Origin of the sequence: Pseudomonas sp. SC3(2021) (assembly GCF_019856535.1) — a bacterium.
Taxonomy (GTDB): domain Bacteria; phylum Pseudomonadota; class Gammaproteobacteria; order Pseudomonadales; family Pseudomonadaceae; genus Aquipseudomonas; species Aquipseudomonas monsensis.
The window spans coordinates 5,774,392-5,797,815 of record NZ_CP082236.1 but is presented as its reverse complement, the minus strand read 5'-3'; the positions used below and the strand labels follow the sequence as shown (position 1 = coordinate 5,797,815).

At 59.3% G+C, this 23,424-nt stretch carries 17 protein-coding genes; all 17 read left to right on the top strand.

The genetic code is table 11. From position 1 onward, the window contains the following. Positions 1-71 precede the first annotated feature (71 nt). The 17 genes from K5Y35_RS25800 (at position 72) to K5Y35_RS25720 (ending at position 23,423) form a co-directional block, all read left to right on the top strand. Positions 72-1,406 carry a lysine N(6)-hydroxylase/L-ornithine N(5)-oxygenase family protein gene (locus tag K5Y35_RS25800; RefSeq protein WP_222833302.1) on the top strand — a complete coding sequence of 445 codons (1,335 nt, stop codon included), beginning with the start codon at positions 72-74 and terminating at the stop codon, positions 1,404-1,406. A gap of 767 nt (positions 1,407-2,173) precedes the next feature. Further along, positions 2,174-4,873, top strand: a complete 2,700-nt coding sequence (gene mgtA, locus K5Y35_RS25795; protein ID WP_222833301.1) for a magnesium-translocating P-type ATPase — start codon at positions 2,174-2,176, stop codon at positions 4,871-4,873. Between the two features lie 138 nt (positions 4,874-5,011). After that, the gene (locus K5Y35_RS25790; protein ID WP_008084043.1) at positions 5,012-5,728 is read left to right on the top strand and encodes an MgtC/SapB family protein; all 717 of its coding nucleotides are present in this window, start codon (positions 5,012-5,014) and stop codon (positions 5,726-5,728) included. A 313-nt stretch (positions 5,729-6,041) separates the two neighbouring features. Continuing rightward, positions 6,042-6,575, top strand: a complete 534-nt coding sequence (locus K5Y35_RS25785) for a fimbrial protein (RefSeq protein ID WP_095047684.1) — start codon at positions 6,042-6,044, stop codon at positions 6,573-6,575. A gap of 84 nt (positions 6,576-6,659) precedes the next feature. Beyond that, the gene (locus K5Y35_RS25780; RefSeq protein WP_315985705.1) at positions 6,660-9,104 is read left to right on the top strand and encodes a fimbria/pilus outer membrane usher protein; all 2,445 of its coding nucleotides are present in this window, start codon (positions 6,660-6,662) and stop codon (positions 9,102-9,104) included. A 29-nt stretch (positions 9,105-9,133) separates the two neighbouring features. Continuing rightward, on the top strand, positions 9,134-9,880 hold the full coding sequence (locus K5Y35_RS25775; RefSeq protein WP_261991225.1) for a molecular chaperone: 747 nt from the start codon (positions 9,134-9,136) through the stop codon (positions 9,878-9,880). Then, positions 9,877-10,899, top strand: a complete 1,023-nt coding sequence (locus tag K5Y35_RS25770) for a fimbrial protein (RefSeq protein WP_261991224.1) — start codon at positions 9,877-9,879, stop codon at positions 10,897-10,899. Before K5Y35_RS25775 ends, K5Y35_RS25770 begins: the two co-directional genes overlap by 4 nt. Positions 10,900-11,013: 114 nt before the next feature. Next, entirely contained in the window at positions 11,014-12,201 is a 1,188-nt protein-coding gene (locus tag K5Y35_RS25765; protein ID WP_261991223.1) for an EAL domain-containing protein, read from the top strand. 154 nt (positions 12,202-12,355) lie between these two features. Further along, entirely contained in the window at positions 12,356-12,982 is a 627-nt protein-coding gene (locus tag K5Y35_RS25760; protein WP_123463482.1) for a response regulator transcription factor, read from the top strand. Beyond that, a complete protein-coding gene (locus K5Y35_RS25755; protein WP_222833299.1) occupies positions 12,983-16,618 on the top strand; it encodes a transporter substrate-binding domain-containing protein in 3,636 nt (1,211 codons plus the stop codon). Positions 16,619-16,747: 129 nt separating this feature from the next. Continuing rightward, positions 16,748-17,161, top strand: coding sequence for a DUF4398 domain-containing protein (locus tag K5Y35_RS25750; protein ID WP_222833298.1), 414 nt, complete (start codon positions 16,748-16,750; stop codon positions 17,159-17,161). A 10-nt stretch (positions 17,162-17,171) separates the two neighbouring features. Continuing rightward, complete coding sequence (locus K5Y35_RS25745; RefSeq protein WP_222833297.1) at positions 17,172-17,945, top strand: OmpA family protein; 774 nt, start codon at positions 17,172-17,174, stop codon at positions 17,943-17,945. 230 nt (positions 17,946-18,175) lie between these two features. After that, a complete protein-coding gene (locus K5Y35_RS25740; protein WP_222833296.1) occupies positions 18,176-20,353 on the top strand; it encodes an autotransporter outer membrane beta-barrel domain-containing protein in 2,178 nt (725 codons plus the stop codon). A gap of 171 nt (positions 20,354-20,524) precedes the next feature. After that, complete coding sequence (locus tag K5Y35_RS25735) at positions 20,525-20,914, top strand: hypothetical protein (RefSeq protein ID WP_123463473.1); 390 nt, start codon at positions 20,525-20,527, stop codon at positions 20,912-20,914. Continuing rightward, complete coding sequence (locus tag K5Y35_RS25730; RefSeq protein ID WP_222833295.1) at positions 20,907-22,127, top strand: EAL domain-containing protein; 1,221 nt, start codon at positions 20,907-20,909, stop codon at positions 22,125-22,127. The genes K5Y35_RS25735 and K5Y35_RS25730 overlap by 8 nt, the downstream gene beginning before the upstream one ends. A gap of 90 nt (positions 22,128-22,217) precedes the next feature. Beyond that, positions 22,218-22,661 carry a chemotaxis protein CheY gene (locus K5Y35_RS25725; RefSeq protein ID WP_128614570.1) on the top strand — a complete coding sequence of 148 codons (444 nt, stop codon included), beginning with the start codon at positions 22,218-22,220 and terminating at the stop codon, positions 22,659-22,661. A gap of 135 nt (positions 22,662-22,796) precedes the next feature. Next, positions 22,797-23,423 (top strand): response regulator transcription factor, encoded by a 627-nt coding sequence (locus K5Y35_RS25720; protein WP_222833294.1) that lies wholly within the window; start codon positions 22,797-22,799, stop codon positions 23,421-23,423. Position 23,424 lies beyond the last annotated feature (1 nt).

The following is a 23,424-nucleotide window of genomic DNA, read 5'->3' as shown; positions in this document are numbered from 1 at the left end:
CCTGTTTCAGGCCGGTCAGGCCACCCAGGCTTTATCCCCGTGTTGAGGGGTTCATCCAGAGGACACTGGAAATGACACAGGCAATTGCATCGCCCATCGTTCACGACCTGATCGGCGTCGGTTTCGGCCCTTCGAACCTGGCGCTGGCCATCGCTCTGCAAGAGCGCGGCCCGACCCAGGGCGAACTGGATGTGCTGTTTCTCGACAAGCAGGCCAACTACAGCTGGCACGGCAATACCCTGTCGACCCAGAGCGAACTGCAGATTTCCTTCCTCAAGGATCTGGTGACCCTGCGCAATCCGACCAGCCCGTACTCCTTCGTCAACTACCTCAAGCAACACGGGCGTCTGGTGGACTTCATCAACCTCGGCACCTTTTATCCGTGCCGCATGGAATACAACGATTACCTGCGCTGGGTGGCCGGGCAGTTCACCGAGCAAAGCCGGTACGGCGAAGAGGTGCTGACCATCGAACCGGTTTTGCACAACCATCAGGTTGAAGCGCTGCGGGTGATTTCCCGCGACAGCCAGGGCCTGCAACATGTGCGCACCACCCGCTCGGTGGTGGTCAGCGCCGGCGGCACGCCGCGGATTCCGGAGGCGTTCAAGGCACTCAAGGGTGACAGCCGCGTGTTCCATCACTCGCAGTACCTGGCGCAAATGGCCAACCAGCCGTGCGTGAACAATCAGCCGATGAGCATCGCCATCATCGGCGGCGGGCAGAGCGCGGCGGAAGCCTTTATCGACCTGAACGATTCGTTCCCGTCGGTGCAGGTCGATATGATCCTGCGCGGCTCGGCGCTCAAACCGGCGGACGACAGCCCGTTTGTCAACGAAGTGTTCTCGCCGGAATTCACCGACCTGGTGTTCCAGCAGAGCAGCGCCGAGCGCGAGCGTCTGGTCAACGAGTACCACAACACCAACTATTCGGTGGTGGACATTGATCTGATCGAGCGCATCTACGGCATCTTCTATCGCCAGAAGGTCTCCGGGATCGCCCGTCATGCGTTCCGCACCCTGACCACCGTCGAGAGCGCCATCGCCAGCGAAAACGGTATCGAACTGGCGGTGCGCAACAACGCCACCGGCGAAGTCACTGTGCGGATCTACGATGCCGTGGTGTTGGCCACCGGTTACGAACGGCAGATGCACCGCAAACTGCTGGCACCGCTGGAAGAATACCTGGGTGACTTCGAGGTCGATCGCAACTACAAACTGATCACCGACGAGCGCTGCAAGGCCGGTCTGTACATGCAGGGCTTCTGCCAGGCCAGCCATGGTCTGAGCGACACATTGCTGTCGGTGTTGCCGATTCGCGCCGACGAGATCGCCGGCTCGTTGTATGAGCATGGCAAACACCGAGGGCATCGGTCGATGGCGGATCTGTTGTTGGCGACTGCCAGCTGACTCAGTATTTCCTGATACACCGCCATCGCTGGCAAGCCAGCTCCCACAGGATCTGTGTTGGACACAAATTTTGTGTTCACTGGAGATCCCTGTGGGAGATCGCCGGCTCGTTGTATGAGCATGGCAAGCACCGAGGGCATCGGTCGATGGCGGATCTGTTGTTGGCGACTGCCAGCTGACTCAGTATTTCCTGATACACCGCCATCGCTGGCAAGCCAGCTCCCACAGGATCTGTGCTGGACACAAAATTTGTGTTCACTGGAGATCCCTGTGGGAGCTGGCTTGCCAGCGATGGGGCCCCTTATGGCTAAGAAAAATCTGATTTCTGAACCCTTCCTGAACATCCCCAACATTTCCCGACACACTTCCTTACACGGGTTTACTCTCCAATCATCGGGGCGTAAGCTTCGCGCGTTTTCATCAATAGCGGAGACCCACAGTGGGTACTTGTTCGAGTGACAGTTGTCGGCCGGTCTCGGTAACCGGCAGATTCTCGGCAAGATAACGCGCAGCCTTTCTCTGCCGTTGTCTCGCCGTAAAGCGAGCAGCGGCATCCCGATCATGGTCTGTTGAGACCATGTCCCGACGTCCTTCTCATCGACACTGAAAAAGTGTGCTTTCGACCTGCACGGTCGTCATCGCAACTTTATCGACACGCCTGTCTTTTCTGACCGGCGCGCCAAGCCTTGCCGTGCCGGTTTTTCCGGCGCACGAGGCGCGGTCGTACCTGCTTGACGGTTTCCCGGCTGACCATAGGGGCAACAGCCATGAAACTTACGCTCAAGGAATTTTTCGCAGGCTTCCTGCGTACACGCCACATCGCCCGGCACTTCCGTCGCCTGGCGCTGCTGGAATCAATCAAAGACACCACGGTCAGCCGTGAAGTGCCGCCCACCCTGGCCAACACGCTGGTCGATGCAGCCCATCGCGACAGCGGCGAACTGCTGACGTCGCTGGGTACCCACACCGATGGCCTGACCGATTTTGAAGTCGACGCACTGCGCGCGCAGTACGGTCTCAACGAGGTCGAACACGAGCAGCCGCTGCCGTGGTGGACGCACCTTTGGCACTGCTACAAAAACCCGTTCAACCTGCTGCTGACCTTGTTGGCGGTGATTTCCTGGCTGACCGAAGACCTCAAGGCCGCCACCGTGATTTTCTCGATGGTGGTGTTGTCGACGCTGCTGCGCTTCTGGCAGGAAAGCAAATCCAACCAGGCCGCCGATGCGCTCAAAGCGATGGTCAGCAACACCGCCACGGTGATGCGCCGTGACGCGCCGCGCAGCGAACTGCCGATCAAGCAACTGGTGCCGGGCGATCTGATCGTACTGTCGGCCGGCGACATGATTCCCGCCGACTGCCGGGTGCTGAGCGCCAAGGACTTGTTCGTCAGCCAGGCGGCGATGACTGGCGAGTCTATGCCGGTGGAGAAATTCCCGCGTCAGGCCGACCGCGACACGCGCAATCCGTTGGAGCTGGAAAACATCCTGTTCATGGGCACCAATGTGGTGTCCGGCACGGCGGTTGCGGTGATTCTCACCACCGGCAACAGCACCTATTTCGGGGCGCTGGCACAACGGGTCGGGGCGACTGACCGGGCCGTGACGTCGTTCCAGACGGGCGTCAACAAAGTCAGCTGGCTGCTGATCCGCTTCATGTTCGTCATGGCGCCGCTGGTGTTGTTCATCAACGGTTTCACCAAGGGCGACTGGACCGAAGCGCTGCTGTTCGCATTGTCGATCGCTGTGGGTCTGACCCCGGAAATGCTGCCGATGATCGTCACCTCGACGCTGGCCAAAGGTGCGGTGTTCCTGTCGCGCAAGAAAGTCATCGTCAAGCGTCTGGACGCGATCCAGAACTTCGGTGCGATGGACGTGCTGTGCACCGACAAGACCGGCACCCTGACCCAGGACAAGATCTTTCTGGCACGCAATGTCAATGTCTGGGGTGATGACTCCGACGACGTACTGGAAATGGCTTACCTCAACAGCTACTACCAGACCGGGCTGAAAAACCTGCTCGACGTGGCAGTGCTGGAACACGTGGAAGTCCACCGTGAATTGAAAGTCGGCACAGCGTTTCGCAAGGTCGACGAGATCCCGTTCGACTTCAATCGTCGGCGCATGTCGGTGGTGGTCGAAGGGCGTGGCGAGCCACATCTGCTGATCTGCAAGGGCGCGGTGGAAGAGGTGCTGGCAGTGTGCAGCCGGGTGCGGCATGGCGAGGTCGATGAAGCCTTGAGCGATGAATTGCTGACCCGGATTCGTCAGGTCACCGCAGCATTCAACGCTGAAGGCTTGCGCGTGGTGGCAGTCGCTGCCCGGTCGCTGCCCGAGGGGCGCGACACTTATAGCCTGGCCGATGAACAGCAACTGACGCTGATCGGATACGTGGCATTCCTCGATCCACCGAAGGAAAGCACCGCGCCGGCACTCAAGGCCTTGGCCGAGCATGGTGTGGCGGTGAAAGTGCTGACCGGCGACAACGAGCTGGTCACCGCGAAGATCTGCCGCGAAGTCGGTCTGGCGCAGCAGGGCTTGCTGATGGGCAATGACATCGAGCGCATGAGCGATGCCCAACTGGCCGTGGCAGTGGAGAACACCAACGTCTTCGCCAAGCTGACGCCGACACACAAGGAGCGCATCGTGCGCATCCTCAAAGGTAACGGCCATGTGGTCGGTTTCATGGGCGACGGGATCAACGACGCGCCGGCGCTGCGCACCGCTGACATCGGTATTTCCGTGGACAGCGCGGTGGACATCGCCAAGGAAGCCGCCGACATCATCCTGCTGGAGAAGAGCCTGATGGTGCTGGAGGAGGGCGTGCTCGAAGGACGCCGCACCTTCGCCAACATGCTCAAGTACATCAAGATGACTGCCAGTTCGAACTTCGGCAACGTGTTCTCGGTGCTGGTGGCCAGTGCGTTCATTCCGTTCCTGCCGATGCTGCCGATGCATCTGCTGGTGCAGAACCTGCTCTACGACATTTCGCAGATTGCGATTCCGTTCGACAACGTCGATGAGGACATGCTGAAAAAACCGCAGCGCTGGCAGCCGGGAGATGTCGGTCGGTTCATGCTGTTCTTCGGGCCGATCAGTTCGATCTTTGACATCACCACGTTCGCCTTGATGTGGTACGTATTCGATGCCAACACCCCGGACCACCAGACCCTGTTCCAGTCCGGCTGGTTCGTGGTGGGGTTGCTGACCCAGACACTGATCGTGCACATGATCCGTACGCCGAAGATTCCGTTCCTGCAAAGCCGTGCAGCCATGCCGCTGCTGGCGATGACCGGGATCATCATGGCGGTCGGTATCTTCCTGCCGATGGGGCCGCTGGCGCACTACTTCAAACTGCAGGCGCTGCCGTCGATGTACTTCGTGTTCCTGCCGATGATCCTGCTGGCGTATATGGCGCTGACCCAGGCGGTGAAAGGCTTCTACATCCGTCGGTTCGGCTGGCAATAACCGCAGAACAACGCTGTTCCCCTGTAGGAGTGAGCCTGCGCGCGATAGCGGTGTGTCAGTCAACATTGCAGTGACTGACACACCGCTATCGCGAGCAGGCTCACTCCTGCAAAGGTTATGTGTTTCAAGGACAAGACTATGCAAGCCATCAACAACCTCAACCTCGATTCGCTGCTCGACACCCTCGTCAGCCTCAGCGCCGCCTTCATCCTCGGTGGCCTGATCGGTTTCGAACGCCAGTACCGGCAACGCACCGCCGGCCTGCGCACCAATGTGCTGGTGGCGGTCGGTGCGGCGATTTTCGTCGACATGGCCAATCGTCTCGCCGGCGCCGAAGGCGCGGTGCGCGTGGTTGCCTACGTGGTCTCCGGCATCGGCTTTCTCGGTGCCGGGGTGATCATGCGCGAAGAGGGCAACGTGCGGGGCCTCAATACCGCCGCCACCCTGTGGACATCCGCTGCCGTCGGCGCCTGCGCCGGTGCCGACCTGCTCGCCGAAGCGGTGCTCGGCACCCTGTTCATCCTCGCCGCCAACACCTTGTTGCGGCCGATCGTCAACAACATCAACCGTCAGCCACTGGACGTGGTCTCGGCGGAAGTCACCAACATCGTCTACGTCATCGCCCGGCGGTCACAGCAGAAAGCCGTATTCGCCTTGCTCGAGGCGGAACTGGAGCGCAGCAACTATCCCGCCAGCGATGTCGATGTGCATGCCTTCGGTGCCGATGAAATAGAAATTGAAGCGACGCTGGCGACCACCTCGGTCGATGGTGATGAACTGGATGCGCTGGTGGCGCGGATTTCCACATCGGCGCTGGTGGTGCAGGCGTTCTGGAGTCCGAGTACCACGGAATGATCGTTTTCGGTTGCTGAGAATTGTCCTACAAGGCGGCAAGAAAGAACCTACATTTTCACCCTTGGGTCTCGATCACTATTTGTTCCGGAGCAGAGATGCCCGGCGTCCTGATGACTCTATGCGTTATTACGGAAGTGCAATGAATACCTGGAAAGTTCGGCAGGGAATGGCCGGAAAGAGGGGGGGAACCATTCGTTGCAGATTCCGTGATGAAGGTTGTTCGCTACATCGAGCAAGCCTGTTGTCGCTGATGAGTAATTGGGAGAGCCAGGCCGCTGGGCCAAATAAATAACTATCCCAAGAGATGTAAAAAATGAAAAAAATCGTCGCTGTTACCGCCGCTACCGTTGTTATGGGTCTCGCTTCCTTCGCTAACGCTGCGACGCCGGCTTCCGGCAACCCTGGCACCGTGCGTTTCATCGGTGAAATCGTTTCCGGCGCCTGCGGTATCGACGCCAGCTCCCTGGACCAGACCGTTTCCCTGGGGCAAGTGCCATCTAACCAGTTCAAAGCGATCGGTGATCGTTCGACCCCGACCAAGTTCGACATCATCCTGACCGACTGCGACACCACCACTCAGAAGAACGCACGCTTCACCTTCAGCGGTGTCCAGGATCCAGCCGTTCCAGGCTTGTTCGCCACCACCGGTCTGGCACAGAACGTCGGTATCCGTCTGCAGGCCAGTGCCGGCGAAATGCTCGACAACGGCACTGAGCAGGTCGCTCCGGTTGTGCTGCAAAACGGCAACAACACCGTGACCTTCGCCGCCATGTATGAAGCCACTGCAGCGACCGTCACCACTGGTGAAGCCGACAGCGTGGCTAACTTCACCGTGGCCTACAACTGATACCCGCGTATCGCCAGGTGTAAGAAAAAGGGGTGAAAACCCCTTTTTTCTTTTCCGTCAAAGTTCTGATAAAGGCTATTTCCCGTGTACGGCCGAAAACTTTTCGTGTCTTGCGTGTTGATCTCCTGTGCGCGTTATTCAAGTGCCGTGGAGTTTAATTCGGAGTTTCTGAATATCGATAAAAACGACGATATCAGTCTCGGACAGTTTGCTCATGCGCAATACACTGTGCCCGGTCGCTACTTGTTGGATATTACTGTCAACCAGCGTTATTTCGGTTCGCGTTCGATCGAGTTCAAGAGCGGCGCCAACCCGGATGAAAGTTACGCTTGTCTGCCCGAAGACCTGGTACTGACCTTTGGTCTCAAACCATCTTTGCTGAAAAGCCTGCCGCGTCTGGCTGACGGTCAATGCGTGGATTTACGTGGCATCGAAAATGCCTCGATCAAGTACATGAAGAATCTTGGGCGTCTGTCGATCAGTTTGCCGCAGGCGACCTTCGAGTACGACGACCCCGATTACATTCCGCCCGCCGCCTGGAGCGACGGGCTCAACGGTGCGTTGCTCGATTATCGAGTGATCGCCAACAGTCGCCAGACCCAGGGTTCGTCCGGGGATTCGCGCTCGTTGCAGAGCTACGGCACTGCCGGGATTAACCTGGATGCTTGGCGCGTGCGCGCCGATTATCAGGCGCGGCTGGAATCCGCCGGCCAAGGTGATAATCCCCACGGCGAAGCGGCTCAGTTGAACCGTTTGTATGCCTATCGTGCGTTGCCAACAATTCGTTCGAAGCTGTCGCTCGGTGAGGACTATCTGAACTCTGACGTGTTCGACACCTTTGCTTTGCGCGGTGCGACTCTGAGCAGTGATGACCGCATGCTGCCGCCGAACCTGCGCGGTTATGCGCCGCTGATCAGTGGCCTGGCGCGCACCAACGCAACGGTCACGGTGTCCCAGCAGGGGCGCGTGTTGTACTCGACCACGGTGACGCCGGGCGCGTTCAGCATTCAGGATCTCAACAGCAGCGTGCAAGGCACGCTGGACGTGACCGTGCGGGAAGAAGACGGTACCGAACAGACGTTCACCGTCGCCACTGCCGCTGTGCCGTTTCTGTCCCGTGAGGGCGAGTTGCGTTACAAGGTTTCCGCCGGCCAGCCGCGCCTGACCGGCCAGGGCGGCAGCGAGCCCGGGTTCGTGGCCACGGAGGCGGCCTACGGCCTGGCCAAGGACTGGACCGTCTATGGCGGCTGGCTTGCCGCCTCCGGGTATCAGTCCAGCGCTGTGGGCATCGGCAAGGATCTCGGCGTACTCGGTGCCGTGTCGGGGGATGTCACCACCTCCCGGGCCACGCTGCGCTGGAACGGTGAAACCGTGGTCGGCAACTCTTACCGGATCAACTATTCCAAGCGATTTGACGCCATTGGTACCGACCTGCGTTTTTTGGGTTATCGCTTTTCTGACAAGACGTTCACCAACTTCTCGCAGTTTGTCGGCGATGCGGATGCCTATTCGCTGAACTCGGGCAAACAACGTTATTCGGTGACCGTGGCCAAGCATTTTCCCTGGTTGTCGACGAGTTTCTCCTACGACCATTCGACCTACTGGGATGCCCCCGCCGCCGATCGTTTCGGGCTGACGGTGGCACGCAGTTTTTCCCTTGGCAACGTCAAGAACATCAACGTCAACGTATCGGCGTACCAGACCCAGAATAGCCGGCAGAACGACGCGCAAATCTATCTCGGCGTGACCGTGCCACTGGGTGGCAACTCGATGATGTCGAGCAACCTGCAGCGCTCGGGCACCGCAGGTTCGTCGGCCAGTGTCGGGTACAGCCATGATGACGGTGAAGGGGTGAATTATCAGGTGTATGGCGGCGTTGGCGACAACCGCTATGTCAACGCGTATGTCGGTCAACGGGCGTCGAGTTACCGCGCCAATGCGTCTGTCTCCACCGATGGCAGCACCTATCGCTCGCTCACCGGCGAGCTCGACAGTTCACTGGTCGCGACCCGTTATGGCGTATCGGCCCATGGCAATGGCACCAATGGCGATACACGTCTGCTGGTGTCCACCGACGGCGTTGCGGACGTGGCATTCACCGGCCAGACCCGCACCAACCGTAACGGTTATGCGGTGATGGACGGCTTGCCTTCCTTTCAGGCGTACGAAGCGCGGGTCAACGTGGAAAAGTTGCCACTCAACACCGAAGTATCCAACCCGATCCAGCGATTGGCGCTGACTGAGGGGGCCATCGGCTACGTCAATTTCGCTACGGGGCAGGGCCGCAACGCGTTTGTCGTGTTGACCCGTCTCGGCGGTAAACCGGTGCCTTTCGGCGCATCGGTGCAAGACAAAAACACCAATAAGGAAGTGGGCATCGTCGGCGAGGCCGGCGTCACTTATCTGTTGGGCATCAAGGCCGGGGCTGAACTGGTAGCGCGTTGGGATGACGCCGGCCAATGCAGTCTGGCCGAACTCCCTGAGGAAGACGTGGTGACCAACGTCGCCAAGCCTGCCCAGTGTCTGTAATCGCGCCTGTTCATTAATCCGGAGTCACCATGTCACGTTATGTTTTGTTTTCTGTGGGTCGTTTTTTCAACCGTCTGAGCCTGGCAATCGGGCTCTGTGTTCCCGTGCTGGCCAGCGCCGCTGTGGTGCCGGATCGCACCCGTCTGGTGTTCGAGGAAAGTGCGCCGTCAGTCAGCGTCACGGTCAGCAACAAGAACCCGCAATTGCCGTTTATCGTGCAGTCGTGGATCGAGAACGAGAGTGGCCAGAAAGTCACGTCACCGTTCATGGTCCTGCCACCGTTGCAGCGCATCGAGCCGAACGAAAGCAGTGTCCTGCGCATTGTGAAGTTGCCGCAGCTGGCACTCCCTGCTGACCGGGAGTCGGTGTTCTATTTGAACATTCGCGAGATTCCGCCGAAAACCCAGGCGGTCAACTCGATGCAGATTGCCTTGCAGTCGAAGATCAAGTTGTTCTACCGGCCGGCCGCCGTAAAGCGCGAGCGGGGCGAGGACCTGGCTCTGGGTCTTGAGCTGAAAATCGACCCGGCCACCCGACAGTTGCTGGTCGATAACCCGACGCCGTTTCACATCACGGTTGTCGGTCTGCTGGCCGGCCCGGAAAAAACCAGAATGCCGATCGAAACCGTGATGATCGCGCCACGCGGCCAAGCGCGGTTTGCCCTGACGAATACCGCGTTCACCACCTTGCGGGTGTCGAACATGAATGACTTCGGCGGTCAGTCCGACACACTGTTCAATTGCGTGACGAATGTGTGCAAGGGTGTGAAACCGTGAGCCTGTTCACTGCGCTGACGCGGCTGGTCCTGGCGGCGGTATTGATGGGGGCGTCGCAGTTCGCGTCGGCGATGGTCTGCAAGTCGCTGAACGGCGGGAGCTACCTGAGCGAGTACATCGGTCCGGTGTCGGTCCCGGACACAGTGCCGGACGGCACGATTATCTGGCGCTCGAAAACCCATGTGGTCCCGGCCGACTGCTGGAAGCTGTTCGACATCCATTACAAAGAAGATGACCCGATCTATTTTTACGGCAATCCGGCCGGGCTCAATGCCACCCCGTGGGGCATTGAATTCGGTCTGGTGTATCGCGGCGTGACGTCCTGGGACGGCGACTGGAGTTCCAACCCGACCCAGGGCGTCAACAGCGGCTTCATTTCCCGTGGTTGCCCGGATGCAACCAGCGGCGCCGACATGCTTGCCTGTTCGCGGGTGACCCCGAGCATTGCGTTTCAGGTGGTGATCCGCAAGCGCGGGCTATTGCCGTTGCAGCGCCCCTCGCAAGATACCTACGACGTGTTCCAGTTCGACGGTCTCTATGGACTCAATGGCGGGCCGAGCAACCCGGCGGGCAACTTCCGTTTTCAACTCTCCGGCTTACAGAACATTGTCGGTACTGCGTGTACGGTCGATGTCAAGGTGACGCCGGAGCCGGGAATTGTCGACTTTGGTGTGATCCAGAAAACCACCACCGGTTTTTCACCGCCCAATCCGACCCGCCCCTTCAGCCTGGCCCTGGAGAAAAAATGCAGCAGCGCAATCAACGTCGGGGCGACGTTCGTTACCAGCAACCAACAGGGTCTGTACAACATCCTGCCGGCCGCCGGCAGCCAGTTGGGCATTCAGGTGCGTGATGCACACAACAATCTGGTGCAGGTCAACGAACCTTTTCCGTTGGCGAATTTCCCGGCGCAGGTGAGCCATATCGACGTGCCGTTCAGTGCCACGGTGGTGTCGTTGGGTGACCCCGAAGTCGGGCCGTTCGAGGCCATTATGGTGGTGCAGATTGTTTACTACTGATGATTGGAAGCTCTTGGGAAAATTCCTACACGATCGCGGGATAAATCCTGCGTTCAGCGCGGCTTCCGCAGACCACTATTCCCTCTCCCGGGTCTATTGAGTGATTAAAGGACGATGACCTCCCCACGTATTCTGGTGCTGGAAAATCATGAGTTTGCCTGCAACGTGCTGGTCAGGATGTTGCATCGCCTGAGCGTGCGTGACGTGCTGCAAGCAGCGGATGCCGAACAGGCCATGGTGCAGATGCACCTGCGAGGCGGGGTCGATATCGTGATCTGTGACTTGACCGATCGTGGCCTCGATTGCCTTGAATTTTTGCGGGTTGCCAGCCAGAGCGGCATGGTACGCGCGGTGTTGCTGTGCAGTGAGCTGCCGCCGGAATTGAGCCGCACCCTGGGGCAAATGGCCTCGCTGGCAGGTTTGCAATTGCTCGGGGTACTGAACCGGCCGGTTCAACTGCGTTCGTTGAATCGCCTGTTGTATCGCTACAAACGCGTGCGGGTATCTCCCGTGTTGGCGCCGTTGAGCAAGGAGCTGCCGGGCGAGGATGAAGTGCGTCGCGGGCTGGCACTGGGCGAATTCCGGGCGTGGTTCCAGCCGCAATTTCAGCTGCAGGGCGGCGCGGTGATCGGTGTCGAAGCGCTGGCCCGTTGGCAGCATCCGGCGCGCGGCACCCTGTTGCCCTGTGACTTTCTCGCCGCCGTACTGGCTTATGACCTGACCGACCAGATGTTCAAGCAACTGCTCGAACAGGGTCTGAGCCTGCTGGGCATTTTGCGCCATCGCGGCGTGACCTTGCAGTTGGCGTTCAACCTGCATGCCTCACAGTTGATGGACAGTGCACTGGTCGAACACATCAAACTGGCATTGGAGCGTCATGGGTTCAAAGGGGCGGTGCTGATGCTCGAACTGGCGGAAAACGGCTTGCTCGATTGCCCGCCGGGCACGCAGGAGAACCTGCTGCGTTTGCGCCTGCTCGGTTGCGGGCTGTCGATCGACGACTTTGGCGTAGGCTTTTCGTCGCTGAAGTTGATGTGTCAGTTACCGTTCACTCAGATCAAGCTCGATGGCCGCTTTGTCCAGCACCTCGATCGTCAGCGCAATCGGGCGATGGTCTCCAGCACGCGGGCACTGGCCCGTTCGCTGGGGATGGATCTGGTGATCGAAGGCGTCAGCGGTCCAAAGGTGCTCGAGCGTTTGCGCGAGCTCGAATGTGAATTGGGTCAAGGTTATTACCTGGCCCGGCCCATGACCGGGCATGACCTGCTGCAGTGGCTGGAAAAGCCTGAAGGCGGGCGCTGACCCTTGCGTGACTTTGTGCAGTTATTTTCAAGATTTTTCCTACACTCCAGTGATGCTCGTGTATTTTTCGACATGAGGATCGCCTGGTCTGCTGTCCCATCATTATTCGTGATGTTGCCGATGTTGTTGATCGACGTGTCCTACAGGGGTTTTTATGCTCAAAGCGATCATCGTGGACGATCATCCGTTCATTCGCTCTGCGGTCAAGATGCTGTTGAAACAGGAAAATTTCGACGTTGTGGCCGAAGCGGATAATGGCGCCGACGCTGTGCAACAGGCCCGCGAACACACTCCCGATCTGATCATTCTGGATATCGCCATGCCCAAGCTCGACGGCCTGGAGGTGATCTCGCGTATCAGTGCGCTGAACCTGCACTGCAAGATTCTGGTGCTGACCTCGCAATCAGCGCAGTTCTATTCCATGCGCTCCATGAAGGCCGGCGCGGCGGGCTATATCTCCAAAACCAACGATCTGGACGAATTGGTCAAAGCCATCAAAGTAGTGATGGACGGCTATACCTTTTTCCCCAATCTGGCCAGTAGCTCGGTCCGTCGCAGCGATGCCCAGGCCACGGATCTGGAACTCATCCAGAGCCTGTCAGACCGCGAGCTGACCATTCTGCAGCAGTTGGCCAAGGGGCTGAGCAACAAGGAGATCGGCGACGCGATGTTGTTGAGCAACAAAACGGTCAGTACCTACAAGACGCGTCTGATCGAGAAGCTCAACGTCAAGTCGGTGGTGTATCTCGCTGATTTCGCCAAGCGCAACAACCTGCTCTAAATGATTATTTTCGTCAGAAATTGCCTTGCCGGTCTTGCGCTGTTCGGCTCCCTGTCGCTGCAGCAGGCAATGGCCGTTGCGCAGCCCGATACGTTGCAGCTGCTCGGTCGCTCGGATGTCCAGGGGTACGCCGTGCCACTGGATGAACCGGACTGGAGCTGGTTGCGGAGCAAGGGGCGCCTGTTGCTCGGCGACAGCAGCCCCGATTACGCGCCTTTTGCGATTACCGGCAACGGCAATGACTACGAAGGTCTGACGGCCGATTACGCGCAACTGATCGAACAACTCCTGCACGTCAACGTCGAGGTCCGGCGTTACGCCTCGCGCGGCGATCTGCTGGCCGCGCTGAAAAGCGGCCAGATCGATATGATCGGCACCGCCAACGGCTTTGAAGCGGCGGATCCGCAATTGGCGATCTCCTTGCCTTACGCTGACGATAATCCGACCCTGGTGACGCGCATCGATGAGAGTCACAACCTGCCGGAAGACCTGGCAGGCAAACGTGTGGCGATGCTCTATCACTACCTGCCTCCGGAAACGGTCCAGGCGTTTTACCCCAACGCCAATGTGCAGCTGTATCCCTCGACACTGACGGCGATCGGTGCCGTGGCGTTTGGTCAGGCTGACGTTTATCTGGGCGACTTGCTCAGCTCCAATTACCTGATCAAGAAGAACTACCTTAACAACGTTCAGCTCAGCGATTTTTCGCGCATGGAAACCCAGCCCTTCAGTTTTGCCGTGACCCGGGACAACACTCGGTTGTTGCAGATTCTCGATGCTGCATTGAAGGTCATTCCTGTTGATGAACGCATGAGTATCCGGCGGCGCTGGAGTGTCGGCGGAGTGGCCATTCCCGGCCAGCACCGGCTGCATTTCAGTGTCAAAGAGCAACGCTGGCTGGATCGTCATCCGCGCATCAAAGTCGCGATCAACGAGAACTTCCTGCCGCTGACCTTTGTCGACGACGCCGGCAACTTTCGCGGGATCAGTGCTGACGTGCTGGCCAAGATCAGTCTGCGCACGGGGCTGCAATTCGATATGCAGCGCGTGGATTCGGTCGATGACCTGATCGGTGAAGTGACCAGTGGCAGGGCCGACATGCTGGCGGCGTTTACGCCAAGCACCGAGCGCGAAGGCGAATTGCGTTTTACCCGTCCGTACCTGATCAATCCGTTCGTGCTGGTCATGCGCCGTGGCGGTGAGCCGAAGACCCTCGATCAGTTGGCCGGCAAGCGTCTGGCGCTGATCCGCGGCAACGTCTTGCGCGAATACCTTGTCGAGCAATATCCCTCTGTGCAACTGGTCGCCGCAGACAATGCCGCCGAAGCCATGGAGATGGTCGCCCAGGGCAAGGTCGAGGGCGCGATCAATTCGCTGGTCAGTGCCCGCTATATGATCTCGCGTCAGTACCGCGACACATTGCAGGTCAGCAGTACCGTCGGCACCCAGCCTGCCCGCATTGCACTGGCGACCAATCGCGGTGCGCTGGAACTGTACTCGATTCTCGACAAGGCCCTGTTGAGCATCAGCCCGGAAGAAATGGACGAGCTGACCAACCGCTGGCGCAGCGAAGTGGTGGTGGATGACAGTTATTGGCTGCGCAATCGCGACATCATCCTCCAGGGCTTCGTGATCGCCGGCGCGTTGCTGCTCGTGGCGTTTGGCTGGATTGCTTATCTGCGTCTGTTGATGCGCAAGCGGCGCCAGGCGGAAATCGCTCTTAACGATCAAATGGAGTTCATGCGCGTGCTCATTGATGGCACGCCGCATCCGATCTACGTGCGCGATCGCGAAGGCCGCCTGGTGATCTGCAACAGCGGTTACCTGCAGGTATTCGGCACCGAGCGCGAAGCGGTAATCGGCAAGTTGGTGACGGATGGCGTGCTCAGTGATGTGCAGCAGGCACAGGTTTTTCAGGATGACTATCTACGGGTGATGGAGGAGGGCTTGCCGAGCATTCAGGACCGTAGCCTGAATCTGGCGGACGGCCGCGCGCTGACGATCTACCACTGGATGTTGCCTTACCGTGGCAGCGACGGTGCCGTCACCGGCATGATCGCGGGCTGGATCGATGTCAGCGAGCGCCAGCATCTGTTGCAGGAGCTGCAAATCGCCAAGGATGTCGCCGATGACGCTAACCGCGCCAAGACCACGTTCCTGGCGACCATGAGCCACGAAATCCGCACGCCGATGAACGCAATCATCGGCATGCTCGAACTGGCGCTGAAAAAGGCCGATCAGGGTGTACTGGACCGTTTCGCGGTCGAGGTGGCTTCGGGCGCGGCGCGTGGGTTGCTGGATCTGATTGGCGACATTCTCGACATTGCACGGATCGAATCCGGCCGTCTGTCGCTGGCGCCGGAACGCGCCAATCTGCGAGAGCTGGTTGAGTCGGTCGCGCGCATTTTCGAGGGCCTGGCGCGGCAGAAACAGTTGCGTCTGCAACTGGATCTGGACGCCCTGAGTAATGTCGATGTGTTGATCGATCCACTACGTTTCAAACAAGTGCTGTCGAATCTGTTGAGCAATGCCATCAAGTTCACGGAGGCGGGGCAGGTGGTGTTGAGTGTGCAAGTCGAGAGCGGCAGCGATGAGCGGCTGAGTCTTTGCCTGCGCGTCAAGGACACTGGCCGCGGGATCTCGCCTGCGGATCAGGCCCAATTGTTCAGTCCGTTTGCCCAGGCCGGTAATCATGGTCAGTCGGCGCAGGGTGGCTCCGGGCTTGGGCTGGTGATCAGTCGTACGCTGTGCGAAATGATGGGCGGCAGCCTCACGCTGACCAGTGAGCTGGGGCGGGGCACGCAGATCGAGGTGCTGTTGAATCTGTCGACCCTTGAACCGCTGGACGCGGCGCCCGTCGACGACGTCGAGACACTGCGGGCCAGCCACAGCCTGAATATTCTGGTGATCGACGATTACCCGGCCAACCGTCTGCTGTTGTCGCAACAGTTGAGTTATCTGGGGCATCGGGTGACGGATGCAGAGGACGGCGCCCATGGCCTGCGTGCCTGGCGCAACCAGACCTTCGACGTGGTCATTACCGACTGCAACATGCCGATCATGAATGGCTACGAACTGGCCCGGGCGATCCGTGATGAGGAAACTGCACGGGAGTTGCCGCGCAGTCTGGTATTGGGGTTCACCGCCAATGCGCTGGCCGAAGAGAAGGATCGTTGCGCCGAGGCCGGCATGGACGATTGTCTGTTCAAGCCGATCAGCCTCAAGGACCTCAATCTGCGCCTGGCCGCTGTCGTCCCACGGCCGCGTTCAGCGACTGATGAATTGCCCGGTGATTGCAGGCCAGGTGACATTGATCTCGGCAGCCTCGAACAACTGACTCGTGGTGATCGTGCGTCGATCAACAGTCTGTTGAGCGATCTGGCCACGAGCAACGCGCAGGACATGGCCAAACTGATGCGCCTGTTTACCCAGCACGACATGGTCGGGCTCGCTAATCTGGCTCACCGGGTCAAGGGCGGTGCGCGCATTATCAAGGCGCACTCGCTGATTCAGGCGTGTGAAGCGCTGGAGGTCGCCAGTGAAGGGCTCGACACGCAAGTCCTGACCGCCGCGGTGGATGCCTTGCAGCAGTCGATGGAGCAGTTGGCTGCGCAGTTGGACGAGCGTCTCGCCTGACAAAATATTCCATTTTCCCTGCTGTCCTTGAGAATTTTCCTACATTCGTCACTGACCTTACGTCGCTAACGTGCGGTGTTCTCGGCGTACCGCCGAGCTCACTTCACTGGCTAACGTTTGGAGTTGTTGATGACCCTTTCCTCTATGTCTTCCCGGGCACGACTGGTCACCTGTGGACTGGCCGTCGCTGCGGTGTTGAGTGGCTGCGCCAGTGCGCCCATTCCCGAGCAGCAGGTCTCGCTGTCACGTGACGCGGTCAATCGAGCGGTCTCGGCAGAAGCGACGCAATATGCGCCGCTGGAAATGAAGGCCGCGCAGGACAAAATGTTCCTGATGGAACGCGCCTTGGGCGAAAAAGACTATCCGCAAGCCAGGCTGCTGGCTGAACAGATCGAAGCCGATGCCAACCTCGCCGAACGCAAATCGCGCGCGGTGAAATGGCAAAAACAGCTGACCGACGCCCGCAGTGGCATTCAGGTGCTCAAGCAGGAAATGTTGCAAGACCCGGTTACCGGTTTCAATCCGCCCGCCAGTGCCCAATAAGGAGCGATACATGCCGACTTTCAAATTACTGCCAGCTGTATCGCTATCTGCTTTGATACTCGCCGGTTGCGCCACACCACCGGAAAACCCGCAATTGCTACAGGCTCGCGCACAGTTTGCCGCGTTGCAGCAAAAGCCCGAGTCCAGCACCCTGGCGGCGATCGAAACCAAGGATGCGTTCAGTGCGCTGTACAAGGCTGATCAGGCTTCGATCAAGGATCGCCAGGCGGCGGACGTCGATCAGTTGGCGTACCTTGCCAGGCAGAAAATCGCACTTGCCGAGCAGACCATCGTCGGGCGTCAGGCCGAAGCCGGGCTGAAGAAAATCGACGCCGAGCGCACTCAGGTGCAGCTAGACGTGCGCACCCAGCAGCTCAAGGCGCTGCAAGCGATGAAGGCGCAGAAAACCCAGCGCGGGGAAGTCGTCACCTTCGGTGACGTGCTGTTCGACACCGGCAAGGCCGATCTCAAGCACGGCAGCCAGCGCAACTTCGAACAACTGGCGCAGTACCTGACGGCCAATCCGGAACGCAAAGTGCGCATCGAGGGTTTTACCGACGATGTGGGCAGCGAGGATTTCAACCAGCGTCTGTCAGAGCGTCGTGCGGATGCGGTGGCTTTCGCCCTCCAGCAAATGGGCATCAGCGCCGATCGTCTGATCACCAAGGGCTACGGCAAGCAATTTCCGGTGGCCGGTAACGCTGATGCGCGCTCCCGTCAGCTCAATCGCCGGGTGGAGGTGATCATCTCCTACGGATCGACCATGGTCGGCGCTCGAAACTGACGATCAACGAAGCGAGCCTGCAACGGGCTCGCTTTTTTTCGTCAAAGACCCGGATGAGACCGGCGGGCGTGCTTAGGAAATTTCCTACACGCTAAAAGAAAAGTCCTACTCAGAAAATCCCGCTGCTTCTCTAAATTACCGGCTTCCCGAGTGCGAGCCGGCTCCATCAAAGGTTCGAACTCAACCCGATTTACGCCGTCGCCCGAAGGGGTGCACGTGAGGATCAGTTGATGAAAAACCGTTTCCCTTTGTTCCAGCGCACGCCCGTTGCCATGGCCGTTGCATTGCTGCTGCCGATGTACGCCAACGCCTATACCGCTTCGGTCGACAGCGGTGCGGTGGTCTATGACGAGAGCGTGACCAGTGGCGTGCAGTCGATTGGCACCCAAGGCACAGCGCATCGCACCACTGTCAGTGGCAGTGGTTCGCAAAGCGTGTTCAGTAATGGCGTGACCTACGACACGGTGGTAGACGGCGCGATGCAGAACGTGGCCAGTGGCATCAGCCATGGCACGGTGGTCAACAATGGCGGCACGCAATTGGTCGGCACCAGCGGCATTGCCAATGACACCGTGCTCAACGCCAGTCAGCAGACCGTCACGCGCGCCACGGTCAATCGCACCCTGATCAACGCAGGCAGCGTACAGACCCTGGATATTCTGGCCATCGCCAACGATACCCGGGTCGGTAATGGCGGTACGCAAAACCTGATCAATCGGGCGGTGGCCAATGGCAGCGTCATTGAGGCCGGAGGCGAGCAGACGATTCGCCAAGGCATGCTGGGTGGCGCAGTGGCCAATGACACGAACATTCAAGGCGGCACGCAAAGTGTGTACAACACCGGCACCGCCAATAACAGCACAGTCAGCAACGGTGGTCAGGTCAATCTGTACCGCGGCGCTCAGGCCAATGGGGTGGTCGCAGAGGCGGGCGGTACCGTCAATGTCATGGAGAATGGCGTGAAAACCGTCGATTCGCTGACACTCAACGGTGGCCGCCTGGCGTTCGTCCCGAGCACCGATGGCAGCTTCAAAACCTTCACGGTCAACGCCCTGTCCGGCAGCGGCAACATCCTGATGAACACCGACATCGCCAGCCAGCAGCATGATTTGCTGGTGGTGCAGGGCGCCGGACTGGCGAGCGGAGATCACACGTTGATCGTCGGCGATTCCGGGCATGAACCGAGCGCTTCTGACGGCCGACTGTTGTTGGTGGACACCCACGGGGGCGATGCGAAATTCGCCTTGTATGGAGGCCATGTCGATGCCGGTGCATTTCGTTACACCTTGCAGCAACAGGGCGATGACTGGGGACTGGCAAGCGGGGGAGCGATTCCGGTCGACCCGGTGAAGCCAGTGGACCCGGTCAATCCGGTCGACCCGGGAAAGCCAGTAGTCCCCGTCAATCCAGTAGACCCCGTGGCGCCGGTTGATCCTGTCAAGCCGGTGTCCCCTGTAACACCACCGCCGCGCCCGGTCGACCCGGCGCCGCAAAACCTGTCCAAAGGTGCCAACGCCGCCATCGCTGCCCGCACCGCCGGAGCGGGCCTGTGGAATGCGCAGATGAACGCCTTGGTCAAACGCCTTGGCGAATTGCGCATGGGCGAGGATGACGGTGGTCTCTGGACCCGCGCGATCGGTAAGCGATTCGACGTCAGCGAACACTCCAGTCGCGCCTACACCCAAGACGTCACGGGGCTGGAAATCGGTGCCGACAAAGCCTTCGCGGTGGACAGCGGCAAAGTCTATGTCGGTGCGATGGTCGGTACCGCCCGATCGGACCTGGATTTCGGCGAGGGCGCTTCCGGTGAAATCGACAGCCGTATGTTCGGCGTCTACGCCACGTACCTCAACGACAACGGTGTGTACGTCGACAGCGTGTTGAAGTACAGCCGTTTCGATAACGAGATCAAGACCCCGAGCAATCTGGGCGAGTCGGTCAAAGGTTCCTACAGCACCAACGGCATCGGTGCGGATATCGAGGTCGGCAAGCGCATCAATTTGAAAGATGGCTGGTTCGTGGAGCCACAACTGGAAATCACCGCGACGCGTACCCAGGGCGCCAGTTACACCGCCAGTAACGGATTGCGTGTCAAGTCCGATGACCTCGACTCCTTGCAGAGCCGTGTGGGTTCACTGTTCGGTCGCAGCCTGGAGCTGAGCAACGGCATGAAGGCCCAACCGTATGTCAAAGCGTCGTACATCACCGAGCATGCCGGCAGCAGCAAGGTCAACGTCAATGGCCACAAGTTCGACGCCGAGCTGCCGGGTAACCGGGTCGAACTCGGGTTTGGCGGCGTGTTGCAGGTCAGTGAAAAGAGCAAGATCTCGCTGGATGCCGAATACGCCAAAGGCAATGGCATCGAGCAACCCTTCGGTGTGAGCCTGGGTTATCGCTACCTCTGGTAAGCAAACAGAAGCCACGTCGGGTTATTCCGCCGTGGCTTTTTCTCTTGCGACGGCCAGAACATTCCGGTGTTTTTTTCAGACTTGTCCTACATGCCGCACAGTTTTTTTTGATTAGCGTGTCGGCACTGGTACTACCAGCAACAATTCCTTTTCCTAACCCTGTCGAAATCAATGTCCTACAAGTGCTGGCGCATCCTTATTGTCGAAGAGCAGTGCTCACTGCATTCGCGAATCAGCAGAACGCTCAATGAACTGGGCTGTCGGGCGCTCACGCCGGTACGTTCGTTCCGCGAACTGCTGAGCGTGACCCAATACTCCCACGAGCCTTTCGAGCGTTTTGACCTGATGCTGATCAACGCGAACGTGCTGGCCGCCACCGGAATTGATGCGCTGCGATTTTTCCAGAGCAACGCGCAGATTCGCCACGGTGTGATCTACGACGGACAACGCGGCCAGGCCCGGGCAGCGATGATCTACGCCAGTCAACGGCGGCAACTGAGCCTGATCCGTACGCCGGATCGACAAACCCTGGGTCCTCTGCTGGAGCAATTCGATGTTTGAGCGTTTTTGCGAACGGCCACTGCGTGTGCTGGTACTGGAAGACCATGCTTTCCAACGCTCGGTGGCGGTCAACATGCTGCGTGCGCTCGGTTGCCGCGAGGTGCTTGAAGCCAGTGACGGCGCCGAGGCGCTGGCGCTGCTGGAGTCTGTTGGTACGGTCGACGTGGCCCTGTGTGATCTGCAAATGGACGGCATGGACGGGTTGGAGTTTCTGCAGCGTGTGGGCCCGTCAGGGCAGGTCAAGTCAGTGATCATCAGTAGTTCGCTGTCGGCAGACTTGCGTCGGGCGGTGCATCAAATGGTGGCGCTGCTGGGCATGGATTTGCTCGGCGATGTCGGCAAACCCTTGCATGCGCAAGTGCTGGCGGATTTGCTCGACAAGGCGATCAACCGTCCTGTCACGCCATTGCCAGCTGCCACAGCCGTCACGCTGGCCAGTGAAGCGGCGGTGCGCCAGGCGCTGGCCGAGCAGCAATTGCATGCCTGGTATCAGCCCAAATTCAATTTGCACACGGGTGAGGTCTGTGGTGTCGAGGTGCTGTGCCGCTGGCTGCACCCGACCCGTGGAATTATTTCGCCGGCGCTGTTCATGCCGGTGCTGGAGCGTTGTGGGTTGCTCGACGCGCTGTTGTTTACTCAGTTGGAGCAAGCGCTGCTGGTGCAGAGCAGTGCCCGCGAGCAAGGTTTTGCCTTGAACATCGCGTTCAATCTGCAAGCGACGCAGTTGGCCAGTGGTGAGCTGACGTCCACCCTGCTCAGCCTGCTGGCGCGCCACGCCAGTTCGGGTGCAAGCCTGACCTTCGAGCTGACCGAAAGCGGCCTGCTCGAAGCGCCGGCCACCAGCCTCGAAACCCTAGTACGCCTGCGCATGATGGGATGTCGCCTGTCGATTGATGACTTCGGCGCAGGTTTTTCCTCGTTGCAGCGCCTGTGTCAGTTGCCGTTCAACGAAATCAAGCTGGACGCTGATTTCATTCGCAACCTTGAGCATGAGCCCCGTTGCCGGGCGGCGATCAGCAGCACCCTGGCACTGGGCGAAACCCTCGGCATGAGCGTCGTGATCGAAGGGATCGAGACCGATGCGCAGCGCCGGGAACTGTTGGCGCTGGGTTGTACGCAGGGGCAGGGCTACTGGTATGCGCGCCCGATGTCCGGGGTCGACTTGCTGGGCTGGCTGCAGCAGCGCAACGAGCATCAGGCCAAGGATGAATGACCGGGTTTTTAGGAAAGTTCCTACAGATCCAGGCGGAAGGCCTACGTAGCCTTGCCCGACCCAGAAACCGACTTCACCGGGAGATTGACCATGATCAACAAAGCCCTGCGCATCCTCATCGCCGACCCGCAGCATTTTTACCGGATGAACACCGAGCGACTTTTCAATAACCTCGGTTACTACCGGGTTGCGCCGGTGCAGACCCTCGCGGAGTTGCTGACCCTGGTCGATTACGGCTGCGAACCCTTCGACGCCGTAGTGATCAACGCCGACCTGGCGACCGGAGCGCTGGACCTGCCGGGGTTTTTCCTGAACAACCCGCAAGTTCGTCATGCGTTGATCTACAACGAGGCATCGGCGCCGTTGCAGACGGCCCTGGGTTTTGCCCAGGACAACGTACAGATCAGTCATGCGGCGTCGCCCGGCGCCTCGGCGATCAAACAGTTGATGGCGCTGGTCGATGCCCCCGACAGGTCGCGGGATGCGCCGGTCTGGCAGCTGGAGTCGGGCGCTCGGCGTCGGGCTTATGCATAGAATGTCGCTGGCGGCAACTGTCAGACCTGACAGGTGATTCACTCGCTGATTCGTGTAACAGTCCTTGCGCAGCCACTGCGTCCGGATCCACTGACGCCGTTGGTCTTTTCGCCAGGTTTGTCATCGGGAGTGGACATGAAGTCAGCGCTGATCGTCGACGATCATCCGGTCGTACGGGCCGCCATCCGGATCGTGCTGCAAGCCGAAGGTTTCAAGGAGATTCACGAAGCGTCCAATGGCAACGAGGTGGTGGCGCTGATCCGCGAGCATCAGCCGCAACTGGTCGTGCTGGACCTGCGTTTGCCGGCACTCGACGGGCTGGAGGTGATGACGCGGATCAGGGCCAACGATCTTGATTGCAGGGTATTGGTGTTCAGTACCCACGATCCGTTGTTTTATCAGGAGCGTTGCCTGCGGGCCGGGGCGATGGCTTATGTCACCAAGACCAATCAATTGCAACAGCTGCACAAGGCCATCCAGGCCGTGATGTCCGGCTACACCTATTTTTCCGCACTGCCTGAAAGCACCAGCACATTGAATTCTGTGCAAATCACCGAAAAGCAGATGATCGATCAGCTCTCCGACCGTGAGCTGAACATTTTCGAACAATTGGGGCAGGGCAAGCCGAACAAGACGATTGCCGAGGACATGCACCTGAGCCATAAAACCGTCAGCACTTACAAAACCCGGCTGATGAAAAAGCTCGGGATCAGCTCGGCGGTGCACTTGCGTGACTTCGCCAAGCGCAATCATTTGATCTGAG

Bases quoted from the DNA above. Each gene is read 5' to 3' on its own strand.
- K5Y35_RS25800 (WP_222833302.1), top strand. From the start codon at position 72: ATGACACAGGCAATTGCATCGCCCATCGTTCACGACCTGATCGGCGTC.
- mgtA (WP_222833301.1), top strand. From the start codon at position 2,174: ATGAAACTTACGCTCAAGGAATTTTTCGCAGGCTTCCTGCGTACACGC.
- K5Y35_RS25790 (WP_008084043.1), top strand. From the start codon at position 5,012: ATGCAAGCCATCAACAACCTCAACCTCGATTCGCTGCTCGACACCCTC.
- K5Y35_RS25785 (WP_095047684.1), top strand. From the start codon at position 6,042: ATGAAAAAAATCGTCGCTGTTACCGCCGCTACCGTTGTTATGGGTCTC.
- K5Y35_RS25775 (WP_261991225.1), top strand. From the start codon at position 9,134: ATGTCACGTTATGTTTTGTTTTCTGTGGGTCGTTTTTTCAACCGTCTG.
- K5Y35_RS25765 (WP_261991223.1), top strand. From the start codon at position 11,014: ATGACCTCCCCACGTATTCTGGTGCTGGAAAATCATGAGTTTGCCTGC.
- K5Y35_RS25760 (WP_123463482.1), top strand. From the start codon at position 12,356: ATGCTCAAAGCGATCATCGTGGACGATCATCCGTTCATTCGCTCTGCG.
- K5Y35_RS25755 (WP_222833299.1), top strand. From the start codon at position 12,983: ATGATTATTTTCGTCAGAAATTGCCTTGCCGGTCTTGCGCTGTTCGGC.
- K5Y35_RS25750 (WP_222833298.1), top strand. From the start codon at position 16,748: ATGACCCTTTCCTCTATGTCTTCCCGGGCACGACTGGTCACCTGTGGA.
- K5Y35_RS25745 (WP_222833297.1), top strand. From the start codon at position 17,172: ATGCCGACTTTCAAATTACTGCCAGCTGTATCGCTATCTGCTTTGATA.
- K5Y35_RS25740 (WP_222833296.1), top strand. From the start codon at position 18,176: ATGAAAAACCGTTTCCCTTTGTTCCAGCGCACGCCCGTTGCCATGGCC.
- K5Y35_RS25735 (WP_123463473.1), top strand. From the start codon at position 20,525: ATGTCCTACAAGTGCTGGCGCATCCTTATTGTCGAAGAGCAGTGCTCA.
- K5Y35_RS25730 (WP_222833295.1), top strand. From the start codon at position 20,907: ATGTTTGAGCGTTTTTGCGAACGGCCACTGCGTGTGCTGGTACTGGAA.
- K5Y35_RS25725 (WP_128614570.1), top strand. From the start codon at position 22,218: ATGATCAACAAAGCCCTGCGCATCCTCATCGCCGACCCGCAGCATTTT.
- K5Y35_RS25720 (WP_222833294.1), top strand. From the start codon at position 22,797: ATGAAGTCAGCGCTGATCGTCGACGATCATCCGGTCGTACGGGCCGCC.